Here is a 24,682-nt window from a genome sequence, read left to right as displayed (position 1 = left end):
TCTGGTTGGTCCCCTCGTAGATGACCGCGATGCGGGTCCGGCAGGGGATACGCAGGTGCCGATCGCGCACCACGCGTGCGACATCCGCCACGTCGCTGCTTACCCTGCCGGTTCGGCTGTGCCTCGGGCGCCCCGTGCACCTGTTGAGGCGGATTGACCACAGTATGACGCCAGGCCTGCTGGTCCTCAACAGAGCGGTTGTTACCTGATCAAGATCAATCTAGCCCTTGAGCAGGGCCCGGGCCATGACGACCTTCTGAATCTGGTTGGTGCCTTCGTAAATCTGGGTGATCTTCGCGTCGCGCATCATGCGCTCCACCGGGAAGTCGCGGGTGTAGCCGGCGCCACCGAACAGCTGAACAGCATCCGTGGTCACTTCCATGGCAATATCGGACGCGTACGTCTTCGCAGCGGAAGCCATGAACCCGGCCCGCTTGTCGCCCCGCTCGGACGCGGCAGCCGAGGCATAGACCAGGTGACGGGCAGCCTCGATCTTGACCCCCATTTCGGCCAGCATGAACTGCACGCCCTGGAATTCAGCGATCGACTTGCCGAACTGCTTGCGGTCCTTCACATAGGCAACAGCGGCATCGAGCGCCCCCTGAGCAATACCCAGCGCCTGCGCACCAATGGTGGGCCGGGTGTGGTCAAGCGTCCGCAGCGCCGTCTTGAGACCGGTCCCGGGCTCACCGATGATCCGGTCCTCCGGAATGGTGCAGTTCTCGAAGTAGATCTCCCGGGTGGGCGACCCCTTGATCCCGAGCTTCTTCTCCTTCGGCCCCACCGAGAACCCGGGGTCGTCCTTGTGCACGACGAACGCCGAAATCCCGTTGGCCTTCTTTTCGGCATCCGGGTCGGTGACAGCCATCACGGTGTACCAGGACGATTCACCCGCATTGGTGATCCAGCACTTGGTCCCGTTCAGCACCCAGTGGTCGCCGTCGAGCCGGGCCCGCGCCCGCATCGACGCCGTGTCCGACCCGGCCTCGCGCTCCGAGAGCGCGTACGAAGCCGACGCCTCCCCCGACGCGATCGAGGGCAGCACCAGCTTCTTCAGTTCCTCCGAAGCCGACAGGATGATCGGCTGCGTCCCCAGCTTGTTGACCGCCGGGATCAGCGACGCGGACGCGTCGACCCGCGCCACCTCTTCGATCACGATGCAGGCGCCGACGGCGTCGGCACCCTGGCCGTCGTACTCATCACCGATGTGCACGGCGTTGAACCCCGACTTGACCAGCGCGTTGTACGCCTCGATCGGGTACCGCTCGTTCTCGTCGACCTCCGCCGCGTACGGCGCGATCTCCTTCTCGGCCAGGGCCCGGACCGCGGCCCGCAGCTCCTCGTGCTCCTCGGCAAGCTGGTACAGGCCGTCGGTCACTTCCGGTCACCTTCTCTGCAACGTCGGGAGGGGTTCCGTCGATGTTAGCGCTCGTTCACCTGCGTCGTCCTTGTGGCGTTGACCGCAGAATTCGTATGGTCGGGTGATGCCGATCACCGCGCCCACGACGCCGCCCGGTCTGCCCGCCACCCTCGACTACCCCGAAGTCCCCGTCGGATCGATCCTGGCGGCCGGTGCCGCGCGCTGGGGCGACCGGACCGCCTTCGCCCACGACGGCGGCAGTATCACCTTCGCCGAGACCCACCGAGCCGCCTGCCGGTTCGCCAACGCCCTGCGCGAACGCGGCATCGGCCGCGGCGACGTCGTGGCCCTGCACCTGCCGAACTGCCTGGCCTTCCCGGTCGCCTACTACGGCACGCTGCTGGCCGGGGCCACCTTCAGCCCGGCGAACCCGCTGCTCCCGCCGGACGACCTCGCCTTCCAGCTCACCGACTGCGAAGCCGCCGCGGTAGTGACGTTCGGCCCGGTCGCCGGGGCACTGGCGAGCGTCGCCGACCGGATCCCGGCGCGGTTCACCGTCGTCGTCCAGCCGGTCGCCGACCTGCCGGAGAACGCCGTCGAGTTCGAGGCGTTCCACGCTTCGCAGCCGGAGACTCCCCCGTCCGTGGAGCTCGACGTCCACGAGGACCTCGCCCACCTCGCCTACACGGGTGGCACCACCGGCCGGTCCAAGGGCGTGCGGCTCTCGCACCGCAACGTCGTGGTCAACACGCTGCAGCACGCCTGCTGGGGCACCGGCTCGGTCCCGGCGCTCGACGAGCGCGGCGACGTCACGATCGACCAGATCGGCAGCGAGGACGAGTGGCCGTCACGGCTGGGCACCGGCGTCGCGATCAACCTGACGCCGTGGTTCCACGCGATGGGCATCATCGGCGGCCTCAACGCGGCGGTGCTCGCCGGGACGTCGATGGTCCTGCACACGCGCTTCGACCCGGCGGCGTACGTCGCCGACGCCGAACGGCTCCGCATCACCGCCATCGGCGGCGCCCCGGCACTGTTCGCGGCCCTGCTCGCGACGCCGTCGTTCCACACCGCCGACCTGTCGTCGGTCCGCTCGATCGGTTCGGGTGCGGCGCCGATGAACCACACGATGATCAACGCGCTGCGCACACGCTTCCCCGACGTGGCGGTCACCGAGGGTTACGGCCTCACCGAGGCGACGATGGGCGCGGTGATCTCGCCGACGTACCGGTCGGGCACGCGCAAGGTCGGCTCGGTGGGCCTGCCGATCTTCGACACGGAGGTCAAGATCGTCCCGGCCGAGGGCGGCGAGGACCCGCTGCCGCCGGATGAGAGGGGCGAGGTCTGCCTGCGCGGACCGCAGATCATGCTCGGCTACCGCAACCGCCCCGAGGAGACGGCGGCGGCCTTGGTGGACGGCTGGCTGCACACCGGCGACATCGGCATCCTCGACCCGGACGGCTATCTGTCCATTGTGGATCGCAAGAAGGACATGCTGCTGTACAAGGGGTACAACGTCTTCCCGCGCGAGCTCGAGGAGCTGCTCATCACGATGCCGGGCGTCGCGGCGGCCGCGGTCGTCGGCCGCCCCGATCCCGAGGTCGGCGAGCTGCCGGTGGCGTTCGTGGTGCCCCGTGGGTCGCTGGACGCCGACGGCCTGATGGCCGCGGTCAACGAGAAGGTGCTGCCGTACAAGCGGTTGCGGGAGGTGCACGTGGTCGAGCAGATCCCGGTGTCCGCGGCGGGGAAGGTGCTGAAGCGCGAGCTGCGGCAGCAGCTGATCGGCGACCTCGGCTAGGACGTGGGCTTGAACCGGCAGGTCTCGGGCTGGGCCACGCAGTCGTACCGCTGAGCGTCGTCGATGCGCATGTTGTACTCGACCTTGTGCGGTCCCCACGCGGTGGTCGTGAAGGCGGGCTGCCCGGCGGGCGGCACGACGAGGGTGTGCTTCCCGCCGCGGTAGGAGTACTCGATGCGGACGCGCCAGAGGCAGAAGCACCGTTCGGTCTTCGCGCGGATCACCAGGTGCTCCGGCTTGCCCTGTTCGACGAACCGGATCTTGCCGTCGGAGAGGTAGGGCCGCGCAACGCCGCCGTCCCCCGGAACCAGGGCCGGAATTTCGGTGCCGGCTCCGGAATCGAGCCGGAACTCGACGAGCGCGGTCTCCTCGCTGCCTTGAGGATCGGCGACGAAGGCCGTCCCGCCCAGCGGCTTACGCCGCTCCTCGACGACGGCGGTGATGGCCTCGAGGTCGATCCGCCCGGCGCGGTGGCTTTCCAGGGTCACCTGCTGCCCGGAGGTTCCCAGCTGGGCGTGGGTGTGCTGCCGCACCACATCGAGAACCCGGCTCGACGCGGTCTCCCCGAGCACGGCATCGGTGGCCCAGTACTGCCCGGCGACCAGCTCCGGGTAGCTCTCCCCGCGAGCGGAAAGGACTTCATCGGAGAAGAGATCCCGAGCCCGATCGGCCACGAGAGGAGCAACCCCGGGCACGGCAACGGCCAGCACGAGCGGAGTAACGGTGGCAAGAAGCCATTTCGGCGCCCGGCCGAGCCCTCGCCACCAGGCGAGCCCCCGATTGGGCCGCGGAGCGGGCCGAAGCGAGGTCGCCCGCCCGGCGACGACCGGTTTCCGCTTCCGGTTCACGGCTTCGAGCCTTCCTGGGTCGGCTGTGCGCCGGCCGCGGCTCGGGGATCGGCCTGCGGGTCGGGGTTGCGCTCGGGATCGGGCTCGGGCTCCGCCGGCTTCGCGCCTGGCACTGGCGACGCCTCCACCCCGGCCCGCGCATCTGGCGTCGGCTCAGCCTGCGCCTCGGCCGCTGGCTCCACGCCAGGCACCGACCCAGCCTGGGGCTCGGCCGCCGCCTCCACGCCCGGCTTCGGCTTCGCTTCCGGCTCCACCCGCGAATCCAGCCCAACCTGCCCCTCGGCCGCCGGTCCCGCGCCGGGCACCCGCCGTGCCCGCGCCTCGATCGCCGGTCCCGCGCCGGGCACCGGCCCAAGCTCGGGCTTGGGCTCCGCCGGCTTCGCGCCTGGCGCTGGCGATGCCGCCACCCCGGCCCGCGCTTCCGGTTTCGCTCCCGGCTCCGGCCCAGCCTGCGCCTCGGCCGCTGGCTCCAGGCCGGGCACCGACCCAGCCTGGGGCTCGGCCGCCGCCTCCACGGCCGGCTTCGGCTTCGCTTCCGACTCCCGCTCCGCCCGCGAATCCAGCCCGGCCTGCCCTTCGGCCGCCAGCTCCTCGTCAGGCTCCGAGGCCGGCGGCTCGGTGTCCGGTTCCTCCGTCACGCGCGCCCCCACCACCACCGCCAGCAGCGGTACCACCGCCAGGGCCGCGAAGTAGCCCACGCCCAGCGCCAGCCCGTCGCGCTGGGCGCTGATGCGGTCCGCGATGCCGCTCGGGTCCCACAGCAACCATGCGTTGATCAACAGCACGCCGTACAAGCCGCCGCACACGTACAAGGCCGTTGTGCGCAGCGTGGCTCAGCGCCAGCCCGTGGTCAGGACTGATGCCACCAGCAACACCAGCGTGGCGATCAGCCCCGCTCGATAAATCGCGGGCCAGCCGGTGACGACCGGCGGGAGGTTGCCCTCCGTCATGTCGATCTCGAACCACGGCAATGCCTGGGACAGCACCACGAGCGGGACCGCGAGGACCAGCGCCGTCAGGCGCAGGGCTGGGGTTCGGCGTGCCGGTGCCGGGCCGGGGGCCGGGGCCAGCGGGATGCGCGTGGCCGCCGGGACGCCCGCGATCGCCACGCCCAGGCCGACGAACAGCAGGCCCGCCGTGTAGAAAACCAGGCCCTGGGCCGGGGTCACCAGGAGATCCGGCCGGGCCCGCTCCGGGTCCAGCCCCGCGGACGGCAGCCTTGAGCCCAGGTCGGCCGCGTTGGCCCGCAATCCGACGAACAGCGCCGTCAAGGCCGGCACCGGCGCGCACACCACCACCAGCAGCCAGCGGATCCCGACCCGCCTGCGCGCCGCCGCAAAGGCGACCACCGCGGCCACCGCGGCGAGCACCAGGAGCACCGCGAACGTCGGGCCCTGCCGCTCGATGCTCGTCACCGTCAGCGTGAACGCCGACGCCCGCGGTGCGGTCCGGACCGAAATCCAGGGGAACGTCAGCGCGACCACGGCCAGCCCCGCGCCGATGCCCGCCAGGACCACCCCGGCGAGCCAAGGCACCGCGACGCCGTCGTCCGGCCGGGAATCCGCCATTTCTCGCCCCTCGAAGAACCCGAAGACTCTGGAAACCGAGGCAGGACCTTAGCGGGTTCTCCCGGGCGCCGGAGGCGAATCCGGACAGGACGTCTCGATCGGACCGGTCAGTGGCCCGTCTTCTCGCGCAGGGCCGCGTCTTTGTCCAGGACCAGCTTCTCCAGGTCCGCCTGGAACGTCGCCATCTTCGCGCGCAGGCCCTCGTCGGACGCCGCCAGGATGCGGACCGCCAGGAGACCCGCGTTGCGCGCGCCGCCCACCGAGACCGTGGCCACCGGGACACCCGCCGGCATCTGGACGATCGACAGCAGGGAATCCAGGCCGTCCAGGTACTTCAGCGGCACCGGGACGCCGATCACCGGCAGCACCGTCGCCGACGCCACCATGCCGGGCAGGTGGGCCGCGCCGCCCGCCCCCGCGACGATCACGCTGAGGCCGCGCGACGCCGCCGACGCCGCGTAGTCCAGCATGCGCTGCGGGGTGCGGTGCGCCGAGTAGACGCCGACCTCGTACTCGACGCCGAACTCGTCCAGGGCCGCGCCCGCCGCCTCCAGCGTCGGCCAGTCCGAGTCGCTGCCCATGATCACGCCCACCTGCGGCGCCATACCTGATCTCCTAGTGGATTTCGTAGCCGTCGAGCCAGACGGCGTGGGACAGCCAGTGCGCCGACAGCAGCGCGCGGTTGCGCAGGTCGTCCATGCGCTCGCCGGTGAAGTTGACGTGCCCGAGCTTGCGGCCCGGCCGCTCCTGCTTGCCGTACAGGTGCACCCGGGCTTCCGGGTACCGCGCGAACAGGTGGTGCAGCCGCTCGTCCGGGCTCATCTCCGGCGGCTCCGGCGCGCCCAGGACGTTCGCCGACACGCACGCGGGCGCGACCAGGTCGGTCCGGCCCAGCGGGTAGTCGAGCACCGCCCGCAGGTGCTGCTCGAACTGCGACGTGCGCGCGCCGTCCATGGTCCAGTGCCCGGAGTTGTGCGGGCGCATCGCCAGCTCGTTCACCAGCAGCCCGGTGTCGGTCTCGAACAGCTCGACCGCGAGCAGCCCGGTGACGTCCAGCGTCGCCGCGATCCGCAGCGCCAGGTCCTGGGCCTCGTGCACCCGCGAGTCGTCGAGCCCCGGCGCCGGGGCGAGCACCTCGGTGTTGATGCCGCCGGTCTGCACCGTCTCGACCACCGGGTACGCCGCGCCCTGGCCGAAGGGCGAGCGGGCGACGAGCGCGGACAGCTCCCGCCGCATCGCCACCTTCGCCTCCACCAGCAGGGCCGTGCCCGCGGCCAGCAGCTCCGGCACGGTTTCGCGCGCGTGCCGCGCGGTGTCGAGCATCCAGACACCGCGGCCGTCGTACCCGCCGGTCGACGCCTTGAGCACCACCGGCCAGCCGTGCTCGCCGCCGAACGCCACCACGTCGTCCACAGTGGACACCTCGGCGAACGCCGGGCCCGGCACGCCGAGGCCCGCCATCATCTCGCGCATCACGAGCTTGTTCTGCGCGAAGCCCAGCGCGGCCGGCGCGGGCCGGATGACGAAGCCCTCCATCGCCAGCGTCAGCAGGTGCTCACCCGGCACGTGCTCGTGGTCGAAGGTGAGCACGTCGACCGAGGCCGCGAATTTCCGCAGCGCGTCGAGGTCGGTGTGGTGCCCCAGCGTGACGTCGCCGGCGACGAGCCCCGCGGCTTCGTTCTCGCCCGCGGCGAGCACGCGCAGGGACTGGCCGAGGGAAATCGCCGCCTGGTGGGTCATCCGGGCCAGCTGGCCGCCGCCCACCATGCCCACGACGGGCAGACCGGTGTGTTTGTCCATAGCGCCGATCAGCCTAAACGGTCACCAGGCCGGTCGACCGCCGGACCAGGCGTAGCTCACGCGCCGCGAGGCCGAGGATCCCCGCGATCGCCGCGAGCACGTAACCGTTCCCCAGGACCGACCAGCCCAGGCCCCAGCCGAACTCCCGGTCGCCGCCGTTGGGCACGAGCATCACGATCTGCGAGACGAACAGCACCGCGACGGCCGCCGCGGCCCACCACCGCGCCTTCACCAGCAGCAGCGTGAGCAACGGCACGCACCAGACCCAGTGGTGCGACCACGACACGGGCGACAGCAACAGCCCGTAGAACGCCGTGACCAGCAACGCGGCCGCCTCCTCGCCACGCCGGTGCAGCCGCACCACCAGCCACACCGCCGGCACGGCCAGCACCGCCGCCACGCCGACCGCCACCGCCAGCGACCAGGGCGCCAGCGCCGACGCCCGGTTGACCAGCCCGTTGAGCGATTGGTTGAAGATCCAGTGCACCGACCCGACCCGGGTCGGGTCGGTCGCCGAATCCCGCCAGAACCGCATCGCGTCGACCGGGATGACCGCGAACATCACCGCTTCGAGCGCCACGAACGTGCCCAGGGCCCGCAGCCCGTCCTTCCACCGGCCGGTGAAGAACAGGTGCGGCACGAAGATCAGCGGGGTCAGCTTGATCGCCGCCGCCACGCCGATCAGCACACCCGCCCACCGCGCCCCTCGAAGGGAGAGCACCAGCACGTCCAGCACCACGAACGCCATCAGTATCAAGTTGATCTGGCCCAGGAACAGCGTCTTCCACACCGGTTCCAGCGCCAGCGCGATGGCCGTTCCCGCCGGCAGCGCCCACCGGCTTCTTCCCAGAAGCGGTGCACCCCCCGGCGACGACGAAACCACCGTGATGACGACCATAAGACCGACCACCGACAAAACCGCGATCACGCCCCACACCAGCCCCGACGGCACGAGCGCGAGCGGCAGGAACAGCGGCGCGGCGGCCGGGGTGTAGGTGAACGGCAGGCGCACCCAGTCCGGCAGCGCGGTCAGCACGTCCCGCGTGTAGAGCGGGTCGCCGTGCAGCAGCGTCATCGCACCCGCGCGGTACACGGCGCTGTCCGCCCCGAGGTGCCACCCGGCCAGCCAAACGACCACCCCGAGAGCCAGCACGAGAAGTGCGAGACCCCCGGCGAGGTAGCGGCCGGTGCGCGCCTCAGACGCCGGCTTCGACGTCGACATGCTCGTCCGCAGCGGCCTTCTTCCGCGATCGCCGCAACAGGCCCCACCGCAGGATGAGCGCGAAGGCCAGGACGACCGGCATCAGGATGTAGGCGTCCCCGAGGACGTTCTGCCACACCTTCCAGTGCAGCTCGACGTTGCGGCCGTTCGGCAGGATCAGCAGCACGCAGCTGACGAACACGAACGCCACCAGCCCGGTCCCGACCCAGCGCTTCCACGCCGTCTTCGGGGTGGTCTTCGGCAGCCGCGAGACCAGCAGCACGATCAGCGGGATCACCCACACCCAGTGGTGGGTCCACGAGATCGGCGACATCAGCAGCGTCCAGAACGCGGTGACGAGCAGCGCGGCCAGCGTCTGGCCCTTGCGGTGGAAGCGCATCAGCAGCCACAGGGCCGGGATGGCGAGCAGCAACCCGATGCCCATCGCCGCCTTCGACGCCCACGGGGCGAGGTCGGTGGCCCGGTTCATCAGCGCGTTCAGCGACTGGTTGCCCGCCCAGTGCACCGGCCCGATCCGGCCGGTGTCCGGCAGCGTGACGGTCCAGTACTTGGCCGCGTCGTGCGCGTTGATCAGGAACATCAGGCCCTGGAGCAGCACGAACGTCGCGAACCCGCGGATCGCGTCCTTGCGCCGCCCGGTGATGAACAGGTGCCCGAGGAACACCAGTGGCGTCAGCTTGATCGCCGCCGCGACGCCGACCAGCACCCCGCCCCAGCGGCTGCCGCGGGCGCCGATGACCAGCATGTCCAGCAGGATCATGGCCATCAGGATCAGGTTGATCTGGCCGAGGAAGATCGTCCGCCACACCGGCTCGAGGGCGAGGAAGACCAGGAAGAACACGATGGTCGAGCGGGCGGGCGAGGCCCACCAGCGCGGGCCGTCGGTGGCCGGCCGCGGCAGCGCGCCGATCGCGATCCGGATCGACAGCGCCATCGCCCCCAGGGAGACGGCGGTGATCAGGCCCCAGGAGATCTGCGTCGGGAAGGCGGCGAGCGGGACGAAGATGAGCGCCGCCGTCGGTGGGTAGGTGAACGGCAGCAGCGCCCACCACGGCTCGTCGGGCAGGGTGTTGGCGTCGTAGAGCGAGTCGCCGTGCAGCAGCGACAGCGCGCCCGCCCGGTAGACCGCGCTGTCCACGCCGAGCACCCAGTCGTGCTGCCAGCCCCAGATGCCGTACCCGATCGCGACCAGCGGAATCACCGACAGGATCAGGATCGACCGCGGGCGGACGGACAGGCGGGCGAGTGACTTCCGCAGGGCCAGGCGGTGCTGGGATCTGCCCGCGATTTCGCCGTCGACGTCGGTGGATACGGTCCGGGTCACCGCATCAGGAAATCATGACCGGCCCGGTCGCGGTCGGAAGGGTCCGGGCAAAACCGGACTTTTCCGGCGTTCTACGCACGCGCGAGGTGCGCCAGCAGGTCGCAGGCCAGCTCGTGCGTGGCAGGCAGCCGCACCGCCGAAACGCGGGGTCTGCCCACGTCGGCCAGCTGGGTGTCGACCGCCAGCCGCTCGTGCAACGCCCTTCGCAGCGCGACGCCGTGCGAAGCGACCCGCTCGTCTTTCGGGACCAGGGCCGCGACGACGGACGGCCCCAGCGAAGCGACGCTCTGCCCGCTGTCGAACACCGTCCGCAGTGCGTCCGCCACCAGGATCATCCCGGTCAGCCGCGGGAACCCGGCGACGGCGGTGAGGTCGAGCGAGACGACGAGCAGCACGTGGTCCTCGGCGGCCGGCCGCTCGCGCGCGGCGGCGGCGCGGTAGACCTCCGCGAGCCGGGTGCGCAGGTAGGCGGCCGTGGGCAGGCCGGTCAGCGAGTCGGTGACCTCGGTGTGCACCAGCTGGTCGGTGGCGACGTCCGCCCAGGCCAGCGCGGTGGTCCGCAGCAGCCGCGCCGGCGTGGCGTCGACGTCCGGCGCGACGAACCCGTCACCGCCGTGGCCGAGCACGGCGTGCAGCGCGGCGAGGTCGGCGAGGGTCTCCGCGAGCCCCGCACCGGCCGCCGCCCGGGCCCTGGCCAGCCCGGCCAGCGCGGTTTCGGCGGCGTCGACGCGGCCCTTCGCCATCACCGCCGCGCAGACGGCGTCGACCTCGGGCAGGGCCCAGTCGCTGGGAAACCGCCAGCCCGCGGCGAGGCTGGCCGTACGCCAGCGGGCCCGCAGCGCGCGCAGGGAGGCGTCCCGCTCGGCCTGCGTCGGCGGGGTGTCATCGGAGCCGGGTCGCGCAGCCGGAACATCCACTCGCCACCCGCCCCTTTCGTCCGGTTCGCAACGATCTTGTCTTTTGCTTCACGATGAGGACGTACCCCGGAGGGCACCGTGACGCGTACTCAGCGGTTTTTGTCGTGAAGCTTTTCCCCGGCCCGGGCCGGGGGTGGGTGATTTTGCTCCGCCGTCGGAGTCATCACGCCGACCACGACGTGACCGCCGGGGGTGGGTCAGTCACACTGGTCTCGCGTCCCGGATCGGCCTGTAATGGCAGGTCCTGGCCCTAGCCGACCGAGGAGTGCCGTGTCCACCGTTCCCGCCGATCTCAGCGGAAAGAGTGACTCCGAGCTGATTGCGGAAGTCCGCTCCGGGAAGATCGCGTCGTACGGGACCCTCTACGAACGGCACACCGGTGCGGCCCGCAATCTGGCCCGTCAGCTGGCCCGCTCGAGCTCCGAAGCCGACGATCTCGTGTCCGAGGCGTTCGCCAAGGTCCTCGACACGCTCCGTGGCGGCAAGGGCCCGGATACAGCCTTCCGGGCGTACTTGCTGACCGCGCTCCGTCACACCGCGTACGACCGCACCCGCAAGGAGCGCCGGGTCGACCTCAACGAGGACATGACCGAGGTCGGCGGCGCCGCGGCCGAGGCGCTGACCGTGCCGTTCTCCGACACCGCGGTCGCCGGGCTCGAGCGGACGATGGCCGCCAAGGCGTTCGCGCGGCTGCCGGAACGCTGGCAGGCGGTGCTCTGGCACACCGAGATCGAGCAGCAGAGCCCCGCCGAGGTCGCGCCGCTGCTCGGCCTGACCGCGAACGGCGTCTCCGCGCTCGCCTACCGCGCCCGCGAGGGACTCCGCCAGGCGTACCTGCAGGTCCACCTGCAGGAGAACGCCGAGGAACGCTGCCGCGCCTGCGCCGAGCGGCTCGGCGCGTGGACCCGCGACGGGCTGTCCAAGCGCGAACGCGCCCAGGTCGAGAGCCACCTCGACGAGTGCGACCGGTGCCGGGCGCTGGCCGCGGAGCTGGCCGACGTCAACGGCGGGCTGCGCGCGATCATCGCCCCGATCGTCCTCGGTGGCGCCGCGCTGGGCTACCTCGCCACCATCGGCGCCGCGAAGGCGAGCGCGGCCACCGCGGCCACCGCGGGGGCGGCCGCCGCCGGTGCCGCGGCGGCCGGCGGCAAGGCCGGCGCGGGTGCGGGGGCCGCCGCCTCAGGGCCCCGCCAGTTCGCCGGCGTCGCCGCGTCGGGCACGGCGATCGTCGCGGCCATCGTCATCGCGCTGACCGCGGGCGGCGGGACGCAGGAGATCCCGGTCGCCGCCCAGGTGCCGCCGACCCAGCAGGTCGAACCGCCGGCCCCGAAGCCGCAGCCGCCCGCTCCGCAGCCCGTGCCACCGGAACCTCCGGCGCCGCAGCCACCGGCTCCGCAGCCACCGGCTCCGCCCGCACCACCGTCGGTCGCGCCCGCCCCGCCACCGGTCGCGCCACCGGCCCCGGCACCGCCGCCCGCACCGGCCCCGCCCGCGCCGGCACCCCCGTCGATGTCCGCGACGACCCCGCCGGACGGCCTCGAGCTCAGCCCGGGCGCCGCGAAGAACCTGCCGATCACCGTGCGCAACGACGGCGGCAGCGTGTCCGAGCCGGTGGCCGTCGCGATGCAGCTGCCGCGCGGGGTGCGCGCGGTCGACACCGGCGGTGGCGGCGCACCGATGGCCCGCGCCGAGGACCCCGCCCCGATCTCGGTGAGCTGCCCCGGCGGCGAGGGCACGGTCGTCTGCAAGACCGGCGCCGGCCTGCAGCCCGGCCAGAGCGCGACGCTCAACTTCCGCTTGCAGGCGGACGAAGACGCCGAGGGCGGCACGGTGAAGGCGTCGGTCACGGCCGGCGTGCAGATCTCCGTCGACGTGAGCGTCAAGGTCACCGTGAAGCTCCCGCCGGACGCCGTGGCCCTCGAAGCACTGGGCGACGGGCTGTCGGCCTTCCCCTGGAACCACCACCCGCTGGTCTACGTGCGGGTCCGCAACACCGGCGAGACGACCAAGCCGGTCACGGTCACCTTCGACCACCCGCTCAAGCAGTGGTGGAGCCTGCGCGGCTTCCCCTGCACGCCGACGAACGAAGGCGCGAGCTGCACGACGAAGAGCGCGGTGGCGCCGGGCCAGCACGTCAACCTGTGGGTGCGGCTGCTGGACCGTCCCGACGAGGGCCGGGTGACGATCACCGCGCAGCTCGGCCGGGCGGCGGCACCGCCGGTGATCGTGGACTTCGGCTGCTGGCGCCACTGGTGCGGCAAGGACCCGCTGCCGCTGCCCACGCCGACGACCCCGTCGGTCCCCACGCCGACCCCGTCCAAGCCGACGCCGACGAAATCGCCGTCGAAATCGCCGTCGAAGCCCCCGGTGAAGACGACGGACACCGACGAGCCGGCGAGCGAGCCGCCGGTGTCCTCGACCACGACGAGCGCACCACCGCGGTCCGGCGGGAAACCGGGGGCCAAGCCGCCGACAGTCAGCCCCGCGAAGGTTTTCGGCTGGCTGACGGGGTAGCGTCCGCGCGGTGCGCGAGCTGCTGAAGAAGCATCGCGAGCTCCTCCGCTTCGCCGTCGTCGGCGGGATCAGCTTCGTGATCACGATGTCCATCGACTACGGCTTGAAGTTCACCGTGCTGCGGACCCACCCGGTGACGGCGCTGATCGTCGGCGTCCTCGTCGCGACGATTTTCTCCTACGTCGCCAACCGCGAGTGGTCGTTCCGCACCCGCGGCGGCCGGGAGCGGGCCCACGAGGCCGCGCTGTTCTTCCTGCTCAGCGGCGTCGCACTGGGCCTGAACGCGCTGCCGCAGTGGGTCTCGCGGTACGTGCTGGACCTGCAGGTGCCGCGGCTGTCCCCGTTCGGCGTCGAGGTGGCCGACTTCGTCAGCGGCATCGTCATCGGCACGCTGCTGGGCACGCTGTTCCGCTGGTGGGCCTTCAAGAAGTGGGTCTTCCCCGACGCCGCCGGCCGGCCGCGCGCGGTGCCCGCCGAAAGCGCCGAAGATCCGGACATTAGCGACAGCAGGGCCGCCTGAACCACAGGTCAACGCGGTGTGCTCCTAGACTGCGTGGTGTGACCGTTGTGGAAACCGTGCTCAAGCGCACGCCGGAGCCACTGCGTTCGGTGCTGATCAAGCACCGGGAGCTGCTGAAGTTCGCGATCGTGGGCGGCACGACGTTCCTGGTCGACAACGGCGTCTGGTACACGCTCAAGCTGACGGTGCTGGAGCCGAAACCGACGACGGCGAAGGCAATCGCGATCATCGTCGCGACCATCGTGTCCTACATCCTCAACCGCGAGTGGTCCTTCCGGACCCGCGGCGGGCGCGAGCGGCACCACGAAGCGGCGCTGTTCTTCGTCATCAGCGGCGTCGCGGTGGGCGTCAACCTGATCCCCCTGATCGTCTCGCGGTACGTGCTCGACCTCGAAGTCCCGCACGTGACGTTCCTGGTCCAGGAAATCGCGGACTTCGCGAGCGGCTCGATCATCGGCATGCTGCTGGCCATGTTCTTCCGCTTCTGGGGCTTCAAGAAGTGGGTGTTCCCGGACGAACTGGGCGAGCGACGGCGGGACAACGACCAGATCACCCCGCTGCCCTGACCCAGGCCGCAAAAGTACTTGTCTTTTGACATGTAGTTGTCTACTGTCATCCTCGTCAGTGTTCCTTCGTAAGGACGCCGTCCGGGTTCGGCCGGGCGAGCGGGACGATTCGAGGTGGTTTCCGAGCGCGAAGAGGTCGCATCCGCCCGCGGATGACGATGAAGCCTTTTCCCGACTCGACGTCGGCGCGTTTTCGCGCGCTGCCGGTATCTCTCGTTCCTTCTGACGAAAACAAGGACTTCCTCTTGAGCACGATCGCGCCTCCGCGCGCCCTGAAACCTGCCCTCACGGGCCTGTTCCTGTCCGTTTTCCTCGCGATGCTCGACGCCCAGGTCGTCGCCACCGCACTTCCCCGGATCGCCGCCGAGTTCGGCGGGACCGGCGCCTACGCCTGGGTCACCACCGCCTACCTGCTCGCCGGGAGCGCCACCGCGCCCCTGTACGGCAAGCTCGGTGACGTCTTCGGCCGCAAACGCGTGCTCCTGGGCGCGCTCGCCCTCTTCCTGCTCGGCTCGCTGGCCTGCGGCCTGGCGCCGTCGGCCGCGTTCCTGATCGCCGGGCGCGTGCTCCAGGGTGCCGGTTCCGGCGGCCTCTTCGTCTCCGTCGGCGCTTCGCTCGGCGAGATGTTCACGCCTCGCGAAGGCGCGAAGTACTTCGGCTGGTTCTCGATCTGCTTCGCCGTCGCTTCGCTCGCCGGCCCGGTCGTCGGCGGCCTGCTCACCGGGGTCGCCGGGTGGCGGTCGATCTTCCTGGTCAACCTGCCGCTCGGGCTCGTCGCCCTGGCCTGCCTCAAGCCGCTGGAGCTGTCGAGACGGCGCCGGGAAGCGCCGTTCGACTTCGCCGGCGTGCTCCTGCTCGGCACGGCGATCACCGGGTTCACCCTGCTCACGCCGTGGTCGGTCGCGCTCGGCGCGGCCGCGGCCGTGGTGTTCGTGGTCGTCGAACGGCGGGCCGAAGCGCCGGTGCTGCCCCTGCGGCTGTTCCGCGACCGGACGTTCACCGTGTCCGTGCTGCTCAGCGTGCTCGCCGGGTTCGCGTTCCTCGGCTCGGTCAACTACATCGCGGTCTTCCTGCAGGCCGACACCGGTCCGGCGGAAGGCGGCCTGCGGCTGCTGCCGATGACGCTCGCCGTGTCGGTCTCCTCCGTCGTCGCGAGCAAGGTCATCGCCCGCACCGGCGCGTACCGCTGGGCGCCGCGGCTGAGCATGGCGCTCGGCCTGCTCGCGGTGCTCGGCCTGCTCACCCTGGACGGGTTGCCGGCCGCGCTCGGCTGCCTGGTCGTCTTCGGCCTCGCGGCCGGGCTGAACCTGCAGGTGCTCGCCATGGCCACGCAGAACACCGCCCCCGCCGCGGACCGCGGCGCGGTCGCCGCCGGCCTCAACCTCGCCCGCGCGCTCGGCTCGGCCCTCGGGCCGGTCGCGCTCGGCTTCGCCTACCACGCCGGCACCCACACCGTGTTCCTCGCGCTGCTGCCCGTGCTCGCGCTCGGCCTCGTCACGGCGTTCGCACTCCCCCACGTCACGCTTTCCCGATAGGAGAACCTCGATGATCTTCGTCCTCGGCGCCACCGGCAAGGTCGGCCGCCACCTCGTCCCCGCCCTGCTCGACGCCGGCGCCGCCGTCCGCGCGCTGACCCGCGACCCGGCGAAGGCCCGGATCGACCCGCGCGCCGAAGTGGTCCGCGGCGACCTCGACACCTCGGACCTGCCCGCCCTGCTGGCCGGCGCGGACCGCGTGTTCGTGCTGAGCCAGGGCCACAGCGCCGACCGGGAAGCGGCCACCGCCCGAGCCGCCGCCCAGGCCGGCGTCACCCACCTGGTCAAGCTGTCCACCACGGGTGTCCACTTCGGACAGAAAGACTCGATCACCGTGGCGCACGCCGAAGCCGAGCGGGCGGTCCGCGAAGCCGGGCCGGCCTGGACGATCCTGCGGCCCGGCACCTTCATGGACAACCGGTTCACCTGGGCAGGCTCGATCCGCGGGGAGAACGCCGTGTACGTGCCCGACACCGATCCGCCGTCCGCGCTGATCCACGTCCGGGACATCGCCGAAGTCGCGGCCCTCGTGCTGACGACGTCCGGCCACGAAGGCGCGACCTACGAGCTCACCGGCGGCGAAGCCCTGACCACCGAGCGGCAGGTCGCCATCCTGGCCGAGGCGATCGGCCGGCCGCTGAAGTACGTCGTGGAAACCGAAAGCGCCGCGAAAGAGCGGCTGATCCGGACGTACGGCTGGCCCGCGAAGGCCGTCGACGGCCTCTTCGCCCTCAAGCGCGAGTCGGCTCCGCACGAACACGTCGTCTTCGACACCGTCGAGCGGCTGCTCGGCCGGCCGCCGCTGACCTTCGCGGCCTGGGCACGGGAGAACGCGTCCGCGTACCATCACCAGGAGTGACGAGGGGGAGGTGAGGCGGATGAGCGCCCTGCGCGTCCTCGTCGTGGACGACCACCCCCTGTTCCGGATCGGCGTGGGCACGCTGCTTGCCGCCGAACCCGGGATCGAGGTCGTCGGCGAGGCCGCCAGCGGAGCCGACGCCATCGCCTCCGCCGGCGCTCTACAGCCGGACGTCGTCGTGATGGACCTGCACCTGCCCGACCTGTCCGGGATCCAGGCGACCCGGCACATCGTGGCGGCGAACCCGGGCACCGGCGTGCTGATGCTGACGATGGCCGACGAAAGCGAGTCGGTCTTCGCGGCGATGCGCGCCGGTGCCCGGGGCTACCTGCTCAAGGACGCCGAGCCGGACGAGATCATCCGCGCCGTCCAGGCGGTCGCCCGGCGGGAGGCGATCTTCGGCCCGGACATCGCGAACCGCGTGCTCGCCTTCTTCAACCAGCCACCGGCCAGCGAACCGGTGTTCCCGGAACTGACCGGGCGCGAACGCGAGGTGCTCGCGCTGATCGCGGCCGGGCACAGCAACGGCCTCATCGCGAGCACGCTGTGCCTGAGCCCGAAAACCGTGCGCAACCACATCTCGAACGTCTTCGCCAAGCTGCACGTGGCCGACCGGGCCGAGGCGATCGTCCGGGCCAGGGACGCGGGCCTCGGCCGGCTCTGAAGGCCCGGCAACATCGGGACGCCGGTCCCATGCGCCCGGGACACGCGAGCGGGCAGGCTGGGCAGCCTGCACCGTTCGAGGGGAAATGGGGAACGATGTTCGAAACCGAGCGGACCCCGGTGGTGGTCCGCGCCACCGATCCGATCCTGCACGACGGCGTCTGCACGGCGCTGCGGTCGCGCGCCGACGTCCGGGTGGTGGACGACGGCACGGCCCTGGTCGCCCTGCTGGTCGCCGACCGGCTCGACGAGCCGATGACCCGGCTGCTGGCCGCGCTGCACCACCAGGGCTTCACCCGCATCGTGCTGATCGCGGGCGAAGTCGACGACAACGAGATCCTGAACGCGGTCGAGCACGGGGTCTGCGCGGTCGCCCGCCGCGCCGACGCGGGGCCCGACGTCCTGGTCCGCCTGATCAAGGCCGCCGCGGCCGGGGAAGGCGCGTTGCCGCCCGAGCTGCTCGGCCGGTTGCTGAACCGGGTTTCACGCCTGCAGCGCCAGGTGCTCCAGCCGCGCGGCCTGCGCCTGGGCGGCATGAGCGACCGCGAGACGGAGGTCCTCAAGCTCGTCGCGGCGGGTCATTCGACGCAGGAGATCGCCGACGAGCTGTGCTACTCGCAGCGCACGGTGAAGAGCATCCTCCACGACGTGACCAACCGGTTCCAGCTGCGGAACCGGTCGCACGCGGTCGCCTACGCGTTGCGGGAGGGGCTGATCTGAGCGGGCGGCCGGGCGTTTCCCAACGCCCGGCCGGCCGGCGAGCCGTAAGACGCGATCACCATTCAGTGCTCGCGCCCCCGCTTCAATTCCTCGACTGCCTGAATCTGCTGCCTGACCCGTTCACGGACGAGGACACGGAGACGGACAGCGGCCACGCCAAGCCGATCAAGTCGATGGGACAGAAGGCGGCGTCACCACAGCGGGCGCATTGTCCGTGATCTGTCGGCTAACGCGGGACGCGCTCGGCCGGCCAGCGCACCTCGGGGACGTCGGTCGGCCGCGGCACCTTGAGGAACAAGCTGAACACCGCCGGGCGGCGGTTCGACAGCTCCAGGCGGCCGCCGTCGGCCTCGACCAGTGCCCGGGCCAAGGCCAGTCCCACGCCCGTCGAGCCGCCGCCGGAGAAGCCGCGCTCGAAGATGTGCGGGGCGAGCTCGTCCGGGACGCCGGGGCCGGTGTCGCTGACCTCGATCACCACCGTGCCCTCGGCGTCGCCGCGGCGGGCGATGAGCGTCACCGTGCCCGAGCCGTGGCGCAGCGCGTTGTCCAGCAGCACGCCGATGACCTCGCGGAGCCGTCCCGGGGTGGCCCGCGCCATCAAGCCGTCGGCGACGCGCGTCCGCAGGTTGCGGCCCTCCGAGCGGAGCAGCTCGCGCCACTCCTGGGCCATCGCCGGCAGCTGCGTCGGCAGGTCCACCGGTTCCGCACCGACCTCGCGCGCCGCGCGGGCCGCCGCCAGCAGCTCGTCCAGTGCCTCGGCGAGCCGGTCCGCCTGTTCCTGGGCCGCCTTCGACTCGTCGGCCACCTCCTCGTCCGGGTGGACCGTGAGCGGTTCCAGCCGCAGCTGCAACGCCGTCAGCCGGCTGCGCAGCTGGTGCGAGACGTCCCCGACGAGCTGGCGTTCCCGCTGCACGAGCTGGGCCAGCGCGGTGCCCGACGCGTCCAGCGCTTCGGCGACCATGTCGAGTTCGCCGACGCCGTAGCGGCTCGGGTCGGGCCGGAAGTCGCCGCCGCCCAGCCGGGCCGCGCGTTCGGCCACGTGCCGCAGCGGCTTCGCGAGCCGCCGGGCCGTCGCGATCGCCACCACCGCGCCGGTGCCCACCGACAGCAGCACCAGCAGCACGACGACCAGCGTCACCGTCGTCTGCCGCTCGTGCATCGGGCCGGCCGGGACGGCGATCTCCACCTTGCCGTCACGGGCCAGGTCGGCCGTCTCGGTGACGGTGTCGGGGCCGGGACTGCTGCCGTAGCGCTTCTCGGTCTGGCCGCTGGCCCGGACGGTCAGCAGCCCGTTCGCCGGGACCGCCGCGCGCACCTGGTCGAGGTCGATCTCCTGGCCGTTGGCGATTTCGGTGTCCAGGATCGCGGCCGCCGCACGGGCGTTCTCGGCGAGCGTTTCGCGGTAGCTCGACTCGATCTGCCAGCTCGCCACGATGCCCAGCGGGATGCCGAGGACCGCCGCGGTGACGGCGACGGCCAGCAGGATGGCCAGCAGGATGCGGCGGCGCATGAGCTTATTCGGCGTTGAAGCGGAAGCCGACGCCGCGGACGGTCGCGATCCGCCGCTCGCCGTCGTGGGTCTTGCTGGTGCGGCCGGCGGCCTCGTCGGCGGCGATGGCGAGCTTCCGGCGCAGCCACGACATGTGCATGTCGAGCGTCTTGGACGTCTTCGACTCGAGGTCGTTCCAGACCTCGGCGAGGATCTCGTCGCGGCTGACGACCTGCCCGGCCCGGCTCATCAGCACGCGCAGCAGCTCGAACTCCTTGTTGGCCAGCTGGACTTCGTGGTTGTCCACCGTCACCAGCCGGGCGCCGAGGTCCATCCGCACCCCGCCGGCCTCCAGGACGTCGGGCACCCGCCGGCGCAGCAGCGCGCGGATCCGGGCGAGCAGCTCGGCGAGCCGGAACGGCTTGGCGACGTAGTCGTCGGCGCCCGCGTCCAGGCCGACGACGAAGTCGACCTCGTCGGTGCGGGCGGTGAGCATCAGGACGGGCAGCTCGGTGCCGGCGGCGCGCAGGCGGCGGCAGACCTCCAGACCGTCCATCCCGGGCAGACCGAGGTCGAGCACGAGCAGGTCGACGCGCTGGGCGGCGGTGGCGTCGAGCACCGAAGGGCCGTCGGTGACGACGTGGATCTCGTATCCCTCACGTTCGAGGGCGCGGGAGAGCGGTTCGGCGATGGCCGGATCGTCTTCGGCTAGTAGGACCATGCTCACCTGGCCAACTCTACGGCTCACGGGCGTGAAACCATCGTGACCGTGCCTGGCTACGAAGATGATCTGGCTCTCGCCACCCGGCTGGCCGACGCCGCCGACGCGATCACGACGGCGCGGTTCCGCGCCCTGGACCTGGCGGTGGAGCGCAAGCCCGACCGCACCCCGGTGACCGATGCCGACACCGCGGTCGAGGACGCGATCCGCGCGCTGCTGGCGGCCGAGCGCCCGGCCGACGCGGTGCTCGGCGAGGAGCGTGGCGGCTCGGCCGCGACGGGCCGCGCGTGGGTGCTCGACCCGATCGACGGGACCAAGAACTTCCTCCGCGGAGTACCCGTTTGGGCGACCCTCATCGCCCTGGTGGAGGACGGCGACCCGGTCGTCGGCCTGATCAGCGCGCCCCTGCTGGGCCGCCGCTGGTGGGCGGCTTCGGGCGACGGGGCGTTTTCGAGCGACTCGGCCGGGACCCGCCGGCTGTCGGTTTCGAAGGTTTCGTCCCTTTCGGACGCTTATCTGTCCACAACGGACCTCAACTCCTGGATCGAGTACCACTCGCGCGAGAAGTACCTCGAACTGGTGGACGCGTGCTGGGAGACCCGGGCGTTCGGCGACTTCTGGCACCACGTGCTGGTGGCCGAGGGCGCGCTGGACGTGGCGGCGGAGTGCATCGTCAACCCGTGGGACGTCGCGGCCGCGCAGGTGATCGTGACCGAGGCGGGCGGCCGGTTCAGTGATCTGGACGGCGCCGAGCGCTACGACAACGGCAGCGCGCTCTCGACGAACGGCCGCCTCCACGACGCGGCTCTGGCGATCCTCGAGCGCTGACGGCGGCCCGGCGAGCACTTCTTGACCGGTCTGGACCAGCAGTGGTTCACTCACGGTGCTCGCCGGGTCACCCGGTCTTCTGACAACGTTGTCAACCGGGGTGATCCGCTCACCCCGGGAGGAAGAGCATGCGCAGAGTCGTCACCGCGGCTTTGATCGTCCCCCTCGTCACGGCGGTCGCACCCGCGGCCGCCGACACCCTGAACCGCGACTTCGCCGCCTACGTCAACCCGTTCACCGGCGCGAAGGCCGGCGACACGCCCGAGACCAACACCTACGCCGGCGACACGTTCCCCGGCGCCGACGTCCCCTTCGGCATGGTGCAGTGGAGCCCCGACACGCCCCTGCAGCCCAAGCCGCCCGCCGGCCAGGGCCGCTACTACGCCCGGGACCGCGACGGCGGCTACGCCTGGGAAGAGAACCGGCTCCGCGGCTTCAGCCTCACCCACTTCAACGGCGCCGGCTGCGGCGGCGCGGCGGGCGACGTCCCGTTCCTGCCGATCGCCGGCGCCCTGACGACGTCCCCCGCCGTCGACGCCACGAAGTACTTCCCCACCTTCAGCCACGCGAACGAATCGGCGTCACCCGGCTACTACAAGGTGACCACCGATTCGGGCGTCACCACCGAGCTGACCGCGACCCAGCGCTCCGGCCTGGGCCGCTTCACCTTCCCGAAGGACTCCCCCGCCACGCTGCTGATCGACGTCGCGCAGTCCGCGATGGGCAGCGACGACGCCGCCGTGACCGTCGACCCGGCCCGGCGCACCGTCGAAGGCTGGGTCTCCAGCGGCCACTTCTGCCGCGGCCCGAACACCTACAAGGTCTACTTCCGGGCCACCTTCGACCAGCCGTTCCGCACGTCCGGGACCTGGCAGGACGCGACCGTGACGCCCGGCGGCACCAGCGCCCGCGGCGGCGACCTGAGCAAGACGACGTGGGACAAGCAGGTCGTCACCGCGGAGGGCGGTTCCGGCGCCTACCTGACCTTCGACCCGGCGAAACCGGTCCAGGTCCGGGTCGGTCTGTCCTATGTGGACGCGGCCGGAGCGCGGCTCAACGCCGATCTCGAACAGCGTCAGGACTCCTTCGACACCGTCAAGGGCAACGCGCGCCGGGCGTGGAACGACCGGCTGCGGCAGATCGCCGTCGAAGGCGGCACGGACGCGGCCACGAAGACGTTCTACACCGCGCTTTACCACACCCTCATGCAGCCGAACGTCTTTTCCGATGTGGACGGTCGCTATCCCGGGTTCGACAAGGCGATCCACCAAGCCAAGCCAGGGCACGCGCAGTACGCGAACTTCTCCGGCTGGGACACCTACCGCGACGAGGTCCAGCTGCTGTCGCTGCTCGCCCCGCACGAGGCCGCCGACATGGCGCAGTCGATGCTCAACCAGGCCGACCAGGCGGGCGGGATCTGGGACCGCTGGTCGCAGAACAACGACTTCATGGGCGTGATGGGCGGCGATCCGTACCACTCGATCATCGCCAGCACGTACGCCTTCGGCGCCACGGACTTCGACGCCCGGAGCGCCCTGAAGTCGATGGTGCACGGCGCCACGCGCGTCCAGCAGGCCGGCGAACGGGCCCTCGAACGCCCCGGCCTGTCGGACTACCAGACGCTGGGCTACCACCCGAACAACGTCTCCGACATGCTCGAGGAGACGACGGCGGACTTCGGCATCGCGCAGCTCGCCCAGCGGCTCGGCGATCCCCGGACCTACCACCGGTTCATGAGCCGCGCCCAGTACTGGGAGAACGTCTACAACCCGGCCACGGGCTACCTGCAGACCCGGATGCGCGACGGCCAGTTCCTCTCGCCGTTCGACCCCGCGCAGTACCAGGAAATGCGCTACCAGGAAGGGAACGCGGCGCAGTACACGTGGATGGTGCCCTACAACGTCCGCGGCCTCTTCGACGCGATGGGCGGCGACGACGCCGTGAAGAAGCGTCTCGACTTCTTCTTCACGAAGCTGAACAGCGACGCCAGTTCGCCGTACGCGTTCATGTCGAACGAACCGTCGTTCGAGGTGCCGTGGGAGTACGCCTACGCGGGCGCGCCGTCGAAGACGCAGGACATCGTACGCCGCTCGGCGGAGCTGCTGTTCAAGCCGGGCGAAGACGGCCTGCCGGGCAACGACGACCTCGGTGCGACGTCGGCGTGGTACGTCTTCGCCGCCCTCGGGATGTACCCGGAGGCACCCGGCCGCGCGGAAATGGTGCTGGCCAGCCCGATGTTCCCGAAGATCACGCTGACCCGGGCGACCGGGCAGCGGATCACGATCACCGCGCCCGGCGCGTCCAGTTCGGTGAAGTACGTGAAGAACCTGAAGGTGAACGGCCAACCCAGCTCCAAACCGTGGCTGCCGGAGTCGTTCGCGGTGAACGGCGGGCGGCTGGACTTCACGCTCGGCGCGTCGCCGACGTCGTGGGGGTCGGGCGCTTCCGACGTCCCGCCGTCCTTCCGCGACGGTGAAGTTCCGGTGCGCGGCCGGGTCGGCCCGGGCCGGGTCGCGGTCGCGCCCGGCGGAGCCACCGGCGCCACGGTGCTCGCCGAAGGCATCACCGGGGCGGGCACGGTGTCCTGGCAGGCGAAGCCGCCGGCGGGGATCACCGTGACGCCGTCGAGCGGGACGCTCACCGTGGGCCCGCACGGTACCGCCTCGCAGCAGGTGCGGGTCACCGCGGCGGCCGGGACTCCGGACGCGTACACGAGCGTGCCGGTGACCTTCGCCGGGCAACCGGTCCCCGCGGTCCTGCCGGTGACCGTCGGAACGCCGGGGACGCTGCCCGCGGCGAGCACGAACGTCGGCGTCACCGACGACAAGTTCGTCCAGTACGGCGACTTCGGCGAGACCGACCTCTACCCGGGCGGGTTCGCGTTCTCCTACTCGGCGCAGGGCTTCGCCGCGAACGGCATCACGCCGGGCGCGACGGTGACCGCGAACGGGCAGCAGTTCCGCTGGCCGTCGAGCCCGGCCGGGTCACCAGACAACGTGATCGCGGCGGGGCAAACGCTTGCGGTGGACGCTCCGGCGGGCGCGTCGAAGCTGTCGTTCCTCGGCGCGGCGACCGGCGCGGACGCCCAGGGCACGGTGACCGTCACCTACACCGACGGCTCGGCCCAGCAGGCACAACTCGGGTTGTCGGAGTGGCTGTTGAAGGGCGGTGAGGAGACGCCGCAGTTCGGGAACACGGTCGTCGCGAAGGTTCCGTACGTGAACTCGGCGTTCCCGCGGTACATGTTCCGGCTTCAGCGGCCGTACACGTCGTACCTGTTCGCGACGGCCCCGATCGCCCTCGACCCGGCGAAGCAGGTCCGCAGCATCACCCTGCCCACCTCGACCGGCGCCGGGCAGGCGCACGTCTTCACCTACGCGGTGAGCTGAGTTGTCGTGAGTGGTAAGGCGGGTTCTAGCCCGCCTTACCA

21 protein-coding genes are annotated in these 24,682 nt (G+C 71.5%); 10 read left to right on the top strand and 11 right to left on the bottom strand.

The annotated features are described in order from the left end of the window. Positions 1–220 precede the first annotated feature (220 nt). A complete protein-coding gene (locus AB0M30_RS06560; RefSeq protein WP_364580744.1) occupies positions 221–1,378 on the bottom strand; it encodes an acyl-CoA dehydrogenase family protein in 1,158 nt (385 codons plus the stop codon). Positions 1,379–1,484: 106 nt separating this feature from the next. Here AB0M30_RS06560 and AB0M30_RS06555 point away from each other — a divergent pair, with 106 nt between their 5' ends. Then, positions 1,485–3,158: an AMP-binding protein gene (locus tag AB0M30_RS06555; RefSeq protein ID WP_364580742.1), complete on the top strand. Its 1,674-nt coding sequence runs from the start codon at positions 1,485–1,487 to the stop codon at positions 3,156–3,158. Here the strand turns inward: AB0M30_RS06555 and AB0M30_RS06550 are convergent. The 8 genes from AB0M30_RS06550 to AB0M30_RS06515 form a co-directional block, all read right to left on the bottom strand. Next, complete coding sequence (locus AB0M30_RS06550; RefSeq protein ID WP_364580739.1) at positions 3,155–3,832, bottom strand: hypothetical protein; 678 nt, start codon at positions 3,830–3,832, stop codon at positions 3,155–3,157. The genes AB0M30_RS06555 and AB0M30_RS06550 overlap by 4 nt on opposite strands. Before the next feature lie 170 nt (positions 3,833–4,002). Then, positions 4,003–4,791, bottom strand: a complete 789-nt coding sequence (locus AB0M30_RS06545) for a hypothetical protein (protein WP_364580737.1) — start codon at positions 4,789–4,791, stop codon at positions 4,003–4,005. A 48-nt stretch (positions 4,792–4,839) separates the two neighbouring features. Beyond that, positions 4,840–5,574: a hypothetical protein gene (locus tag AB0M30_RS06540; RefSeq protein WP_364580734.1), complete on the bottom strand. Its 735-nt coding sequence runs from the start codon at positions 5,572–5,574 to the stop codon at positions 4,840–4,842. A gap of 107 nt (positions 5,575–5,681) precedes the next feature. Continuing rightward, positions 5,682–6,179 (bottom strand): 5-(carboxyamino)imidazole ribonucleotide mutase, encoded by a 498-nt coding sequence (gene purE, locus AB0M30_RS06535; protein WP_364580731.1) that lies wholly within the window; start codon positions 6,177–6,179, stop codon positions 5,682–5,684. Positions 6,180–6,189: 10 nt separating this feature from the next. Beyond that, the gene (locus AB0M30_RS06530) at positions 6,190–7,374 is read right to left on the bottom strand and encodes a 5-(carboxyamino)imidazole ribonucleotide synthase (protein WP_364580728.1); all 1,185 of its coding nucleotides are present in this window, start codon (positions 7,372–7,374) and stop codon (positions 6,190–6,192) included. A 13-nt stretch (positions 7,375–7,387) separates the two neighbouring features. Beyond that, positions 7,388–8,596 carry a glycosyltransferase 87 family protein gene (locus tag AB0M30_RS06525; protein WP_364580725.1) on the bottom strand — a complete coding sequence of 403 codons (1,209 nt, stop codon included), beginning with the start codon at positions 8,594–8,596 and terminating at the stop codon, positions 7,388–7,390. Beyond that, entirely contained in the window at positions 8,571–9,920 is a 1,350-nt protein-coding gene (locus AB0M30_RS06520) for a glycosyltransferase 87 family protein (RefSeq protein ID WP_364580722.1), read from the bottom strand. Before AB0M30_RS06520 ends, AB0M30_RS06525 begins: the two co-directional genes overlap by 26 nt. A 71-nt stretch (positions 9,921–9,991) precedes the next feature. Continuing rightward, entirely contained in the window at positions 9,992–10,837 is an 846-nt protein-coding gene (locus AB0M30_RS06515) for a GGDEF domain-containing protein (protein WP_364580719.1), read from the bottom strand. Positions 10,838–11,107: 270 nt separating this feature from the next. On the opposite strand from AB0M30_RS06515, the gene AB0M30_RS06510 reads away from it, so the two are divergent. From AB0M30_RS06510 to AB0M30_RS06480, 7 genes are all read left to right on the top strand, one after another. After that, on the top strand, positions 11,108–13,351 hold the full coding sequence (locus AB0M30_RS06510) for a sigma-70 family RNA polymerase sigma factor (protein ID WP_364580716.1): 2,244 nt from the start codon (positions 11,108–11,110) through the stop codon (positions 13,349–13,351). 10 nt (positions 13,352–13,361) lie between these two features. Next, entirely contained in the window at positions 13,362–13,871 is a 510-nt protein-coding gene (locus AB0M30_RS06505; RefSeq protein WP_364580714.1) for a GtrA family protein, read from the top strand. Positions 13,872–13,909: 38 nt separating this feature from the next. Next, complete coding sequence (locus AB0M30_RS06500) at positions 13,910–14,437, top strand: GtrA family protein (RefSeq protein WP_364580711.1); 528 nt, start codon at positions 13,910–13,912, stop codon at positions 14,435–14,437. 245 nt (positions 14,438–14,682) lie between these two features. After that, positions 14,683–15,972 carry an MFS transporter gene (locus AB0M30_RS06495; protein WP_364580708.1) on the top strand — a complete coding sequence of 430 codons (1,290 nt, stop codon included), beginning with the start codon at positions 14,683–14,685 and terminating at the stop codon, positions 15,970–15,972. A 10-nt stretch (positions 15,973–15,982) separates the two neighbouring features. After that, complete coding sequence (locus tag AB0M30_RS06490; protein WP_364580706.1) at positions 15,983–16,831, top strand: NAD(P)H-binding protein; 849 nt, start codon at positions 15,983–15,985, stop codon at positions 16,829–16,831. Positions 16,832–16,850: 19 nt separating this feature from the next. Beyond that, positions 16,851–17,495, top strand: coding sequence for a response regulator transcription factor (locus AB0M30_RS06485; protein ID WP_364580703.1), 645 nt, complete (start codon positions 16,851–16,853; stop codon positions 17,493–17,495). 95 nt (positions 17,496–17,590) lie between these two features. Next, positions 17,591–18,214, top strand: a complete 624-nt coding sequence (locus AB0M30_RS06480; RefSeq protein WP_364580700.1) for a response regulator transcription factor — start codon at positions 17,591–17,593, stop codon at positions 18,212–18,214. A 226-nt stretch (positions 18,215–18,440) separates the two neighbouring features. Here the strand turns inward: AB0M30_RS06480 and AB0M30_RS06475 are convergent, their stop codons facing one another. Together AB0M30_RS06475 and AB0M30_RS06470 are read right to left on the bottom strand one after the other, a co-directional pair. Next, positions 18,441–19,724 carry an ATP-binding protein gene (locus tag AB0M30_RS06475; protein ID WP_364580698.1) on the bottom strand — a complete coding sequence of 428 codons (1,284 nt, stop codon included), beginning with the start codon at positions 19,722–19,724 and terminating at the stop codon, positions 18,441–18,443. A gap of 4 nt (positions 19,725–19,728) precedes the next feature. Continuing rightward, complete coding sequence (locus tag AB0M30_RS06470) at positions 19,729–20,424, bottom strand: response regulator transcription factor (RefSeq protein WP_103341097.1); 696 nt, start codon at positions 20,422–20,424, stop codon at positions 19,729–19,731. A 42-nt stretch (positions 20,425–20,466) separates the two neighbouring features. Between AB0M30_RS06470 and hisN the strand changes: the two genes are divergently transcribed. Next, positions 20,467–21,252, top strand: coding sequence for a histidinol-phosphatase (gene hisN, locus AB0M30_RS06465; protein WP_103341061.1), 786 nt, complete (start codon positions 20,467–20,469; stop codon positions 21,250–21,252). Positions 21,253–21,380: 128 nt separating this feature from the next. Then, entirely contained in the window at positions 21,381–24,641 is a 3,261-nt protein-coding gene (locus AB0M30_RS06460; protein WP_364580695.1) for a GH92 family glycosyl hydrolase, read from the top strand. The last annotated feature ends 41 nt before the right edge of the window (positions 24,642–24,682 follow it).

Source organism: Amycolatopsis sp. NPDC051716, assembly GCF_040681595.1.
Lineage (GTDB): Bacteria > Actinomycetota > Actinomycetes > Mycobacteriales > Pseudonocardiaceae > Amycolatopsis.
The sequence above is the reverse complement of the archived record's forward strand: the minus strand, read 5'-3'. Positions and strand labels throughout refer to the sequence as shown.

Excerpts from the sequence above, each read along its gene's own strand:
- AB0M30_RS06485 (WP_364580703.1), top strand. The coding sequence starts at position 16,851 with ATGAGCGCCCTGCGCGTCCTCGTCGTGGACGACCACCCCCTGTTCCGG.
- AB0M30_RS06475 (WP_364580698.1), bottom strand. The coding sequence starts at position 19,724 with ATGCGCCGCCGCATCCTGCTGGCCATCCTGCTGGCCGTCGCCGTCACC.
- purE (WP_364580731.1), bottom strand. The coding sequence starts at position 6,179 with ATGGCGCCGCAGGTGGGCGTGATCATGGGCAGCGACTCGGACTGGCCG.
- AB0M30_RS06555 (WP_364580742.1), top strand. The coding sequence starts at position 1,485 with ATGCCGATCACCGCGCCCACGACGCCGCCCGGTCTGCCCGCCACCCTC.
- AB0M30_RS06470 (WP_103341097.1), bottom strand. The coding sequence starts at position 20,424 with ATGGTCCTACTAGCCGAAGACGATCCGGCCATCGCCGAACCGCTCTCC.
- AB0M30_RS06480 (WP_364580700.1), top strand. The coding sequence starts at position 17,591 with ATGTTCGAAACCGAGCGGACCCCGGTGGTGGTCCGCGCCACCGATCCG.
- AB0M30_RS06525 (WP_364580725.1), bottom strand. The coding sequence starts at position 8,596 with ATGTCGACGTCGAAGCCGGCGTCTGAGGCGCGCACCGGCCGCTACCTC.
- AB0M30_RS06490 (WP_364580706.1), top strand. The coding sequence starts at position 15,983 with ATGATCTTCGTCCTCGGCGCCACCGGCAAGGTCGGCCGCCACCTCGTC.
- AB0M30_RS06530 (WP_364580728.1), bottom strand. The coding sequence starts at position 7,374 with ATGGACAAACACACCGGTCTGCCCGTCGTGGGCATGGTGGGCGGCGGC.
- AB0M30_RS06540 (WP_364580734.1), bottom strand. The coding sequence starts at position 5,574 with ATGGCGGATTCCCGGCCGGACGACGGCGTCGCGGTGCCTTGGCTCGCC.
- AB0M30_RS06460 (WP_364580695.1), top strand. The coding sequence starts at position 21,381 with ATGCGCAGAGTCGTCACCGCGGCTTTGATCGTCCCCCTCGTCACGGCG.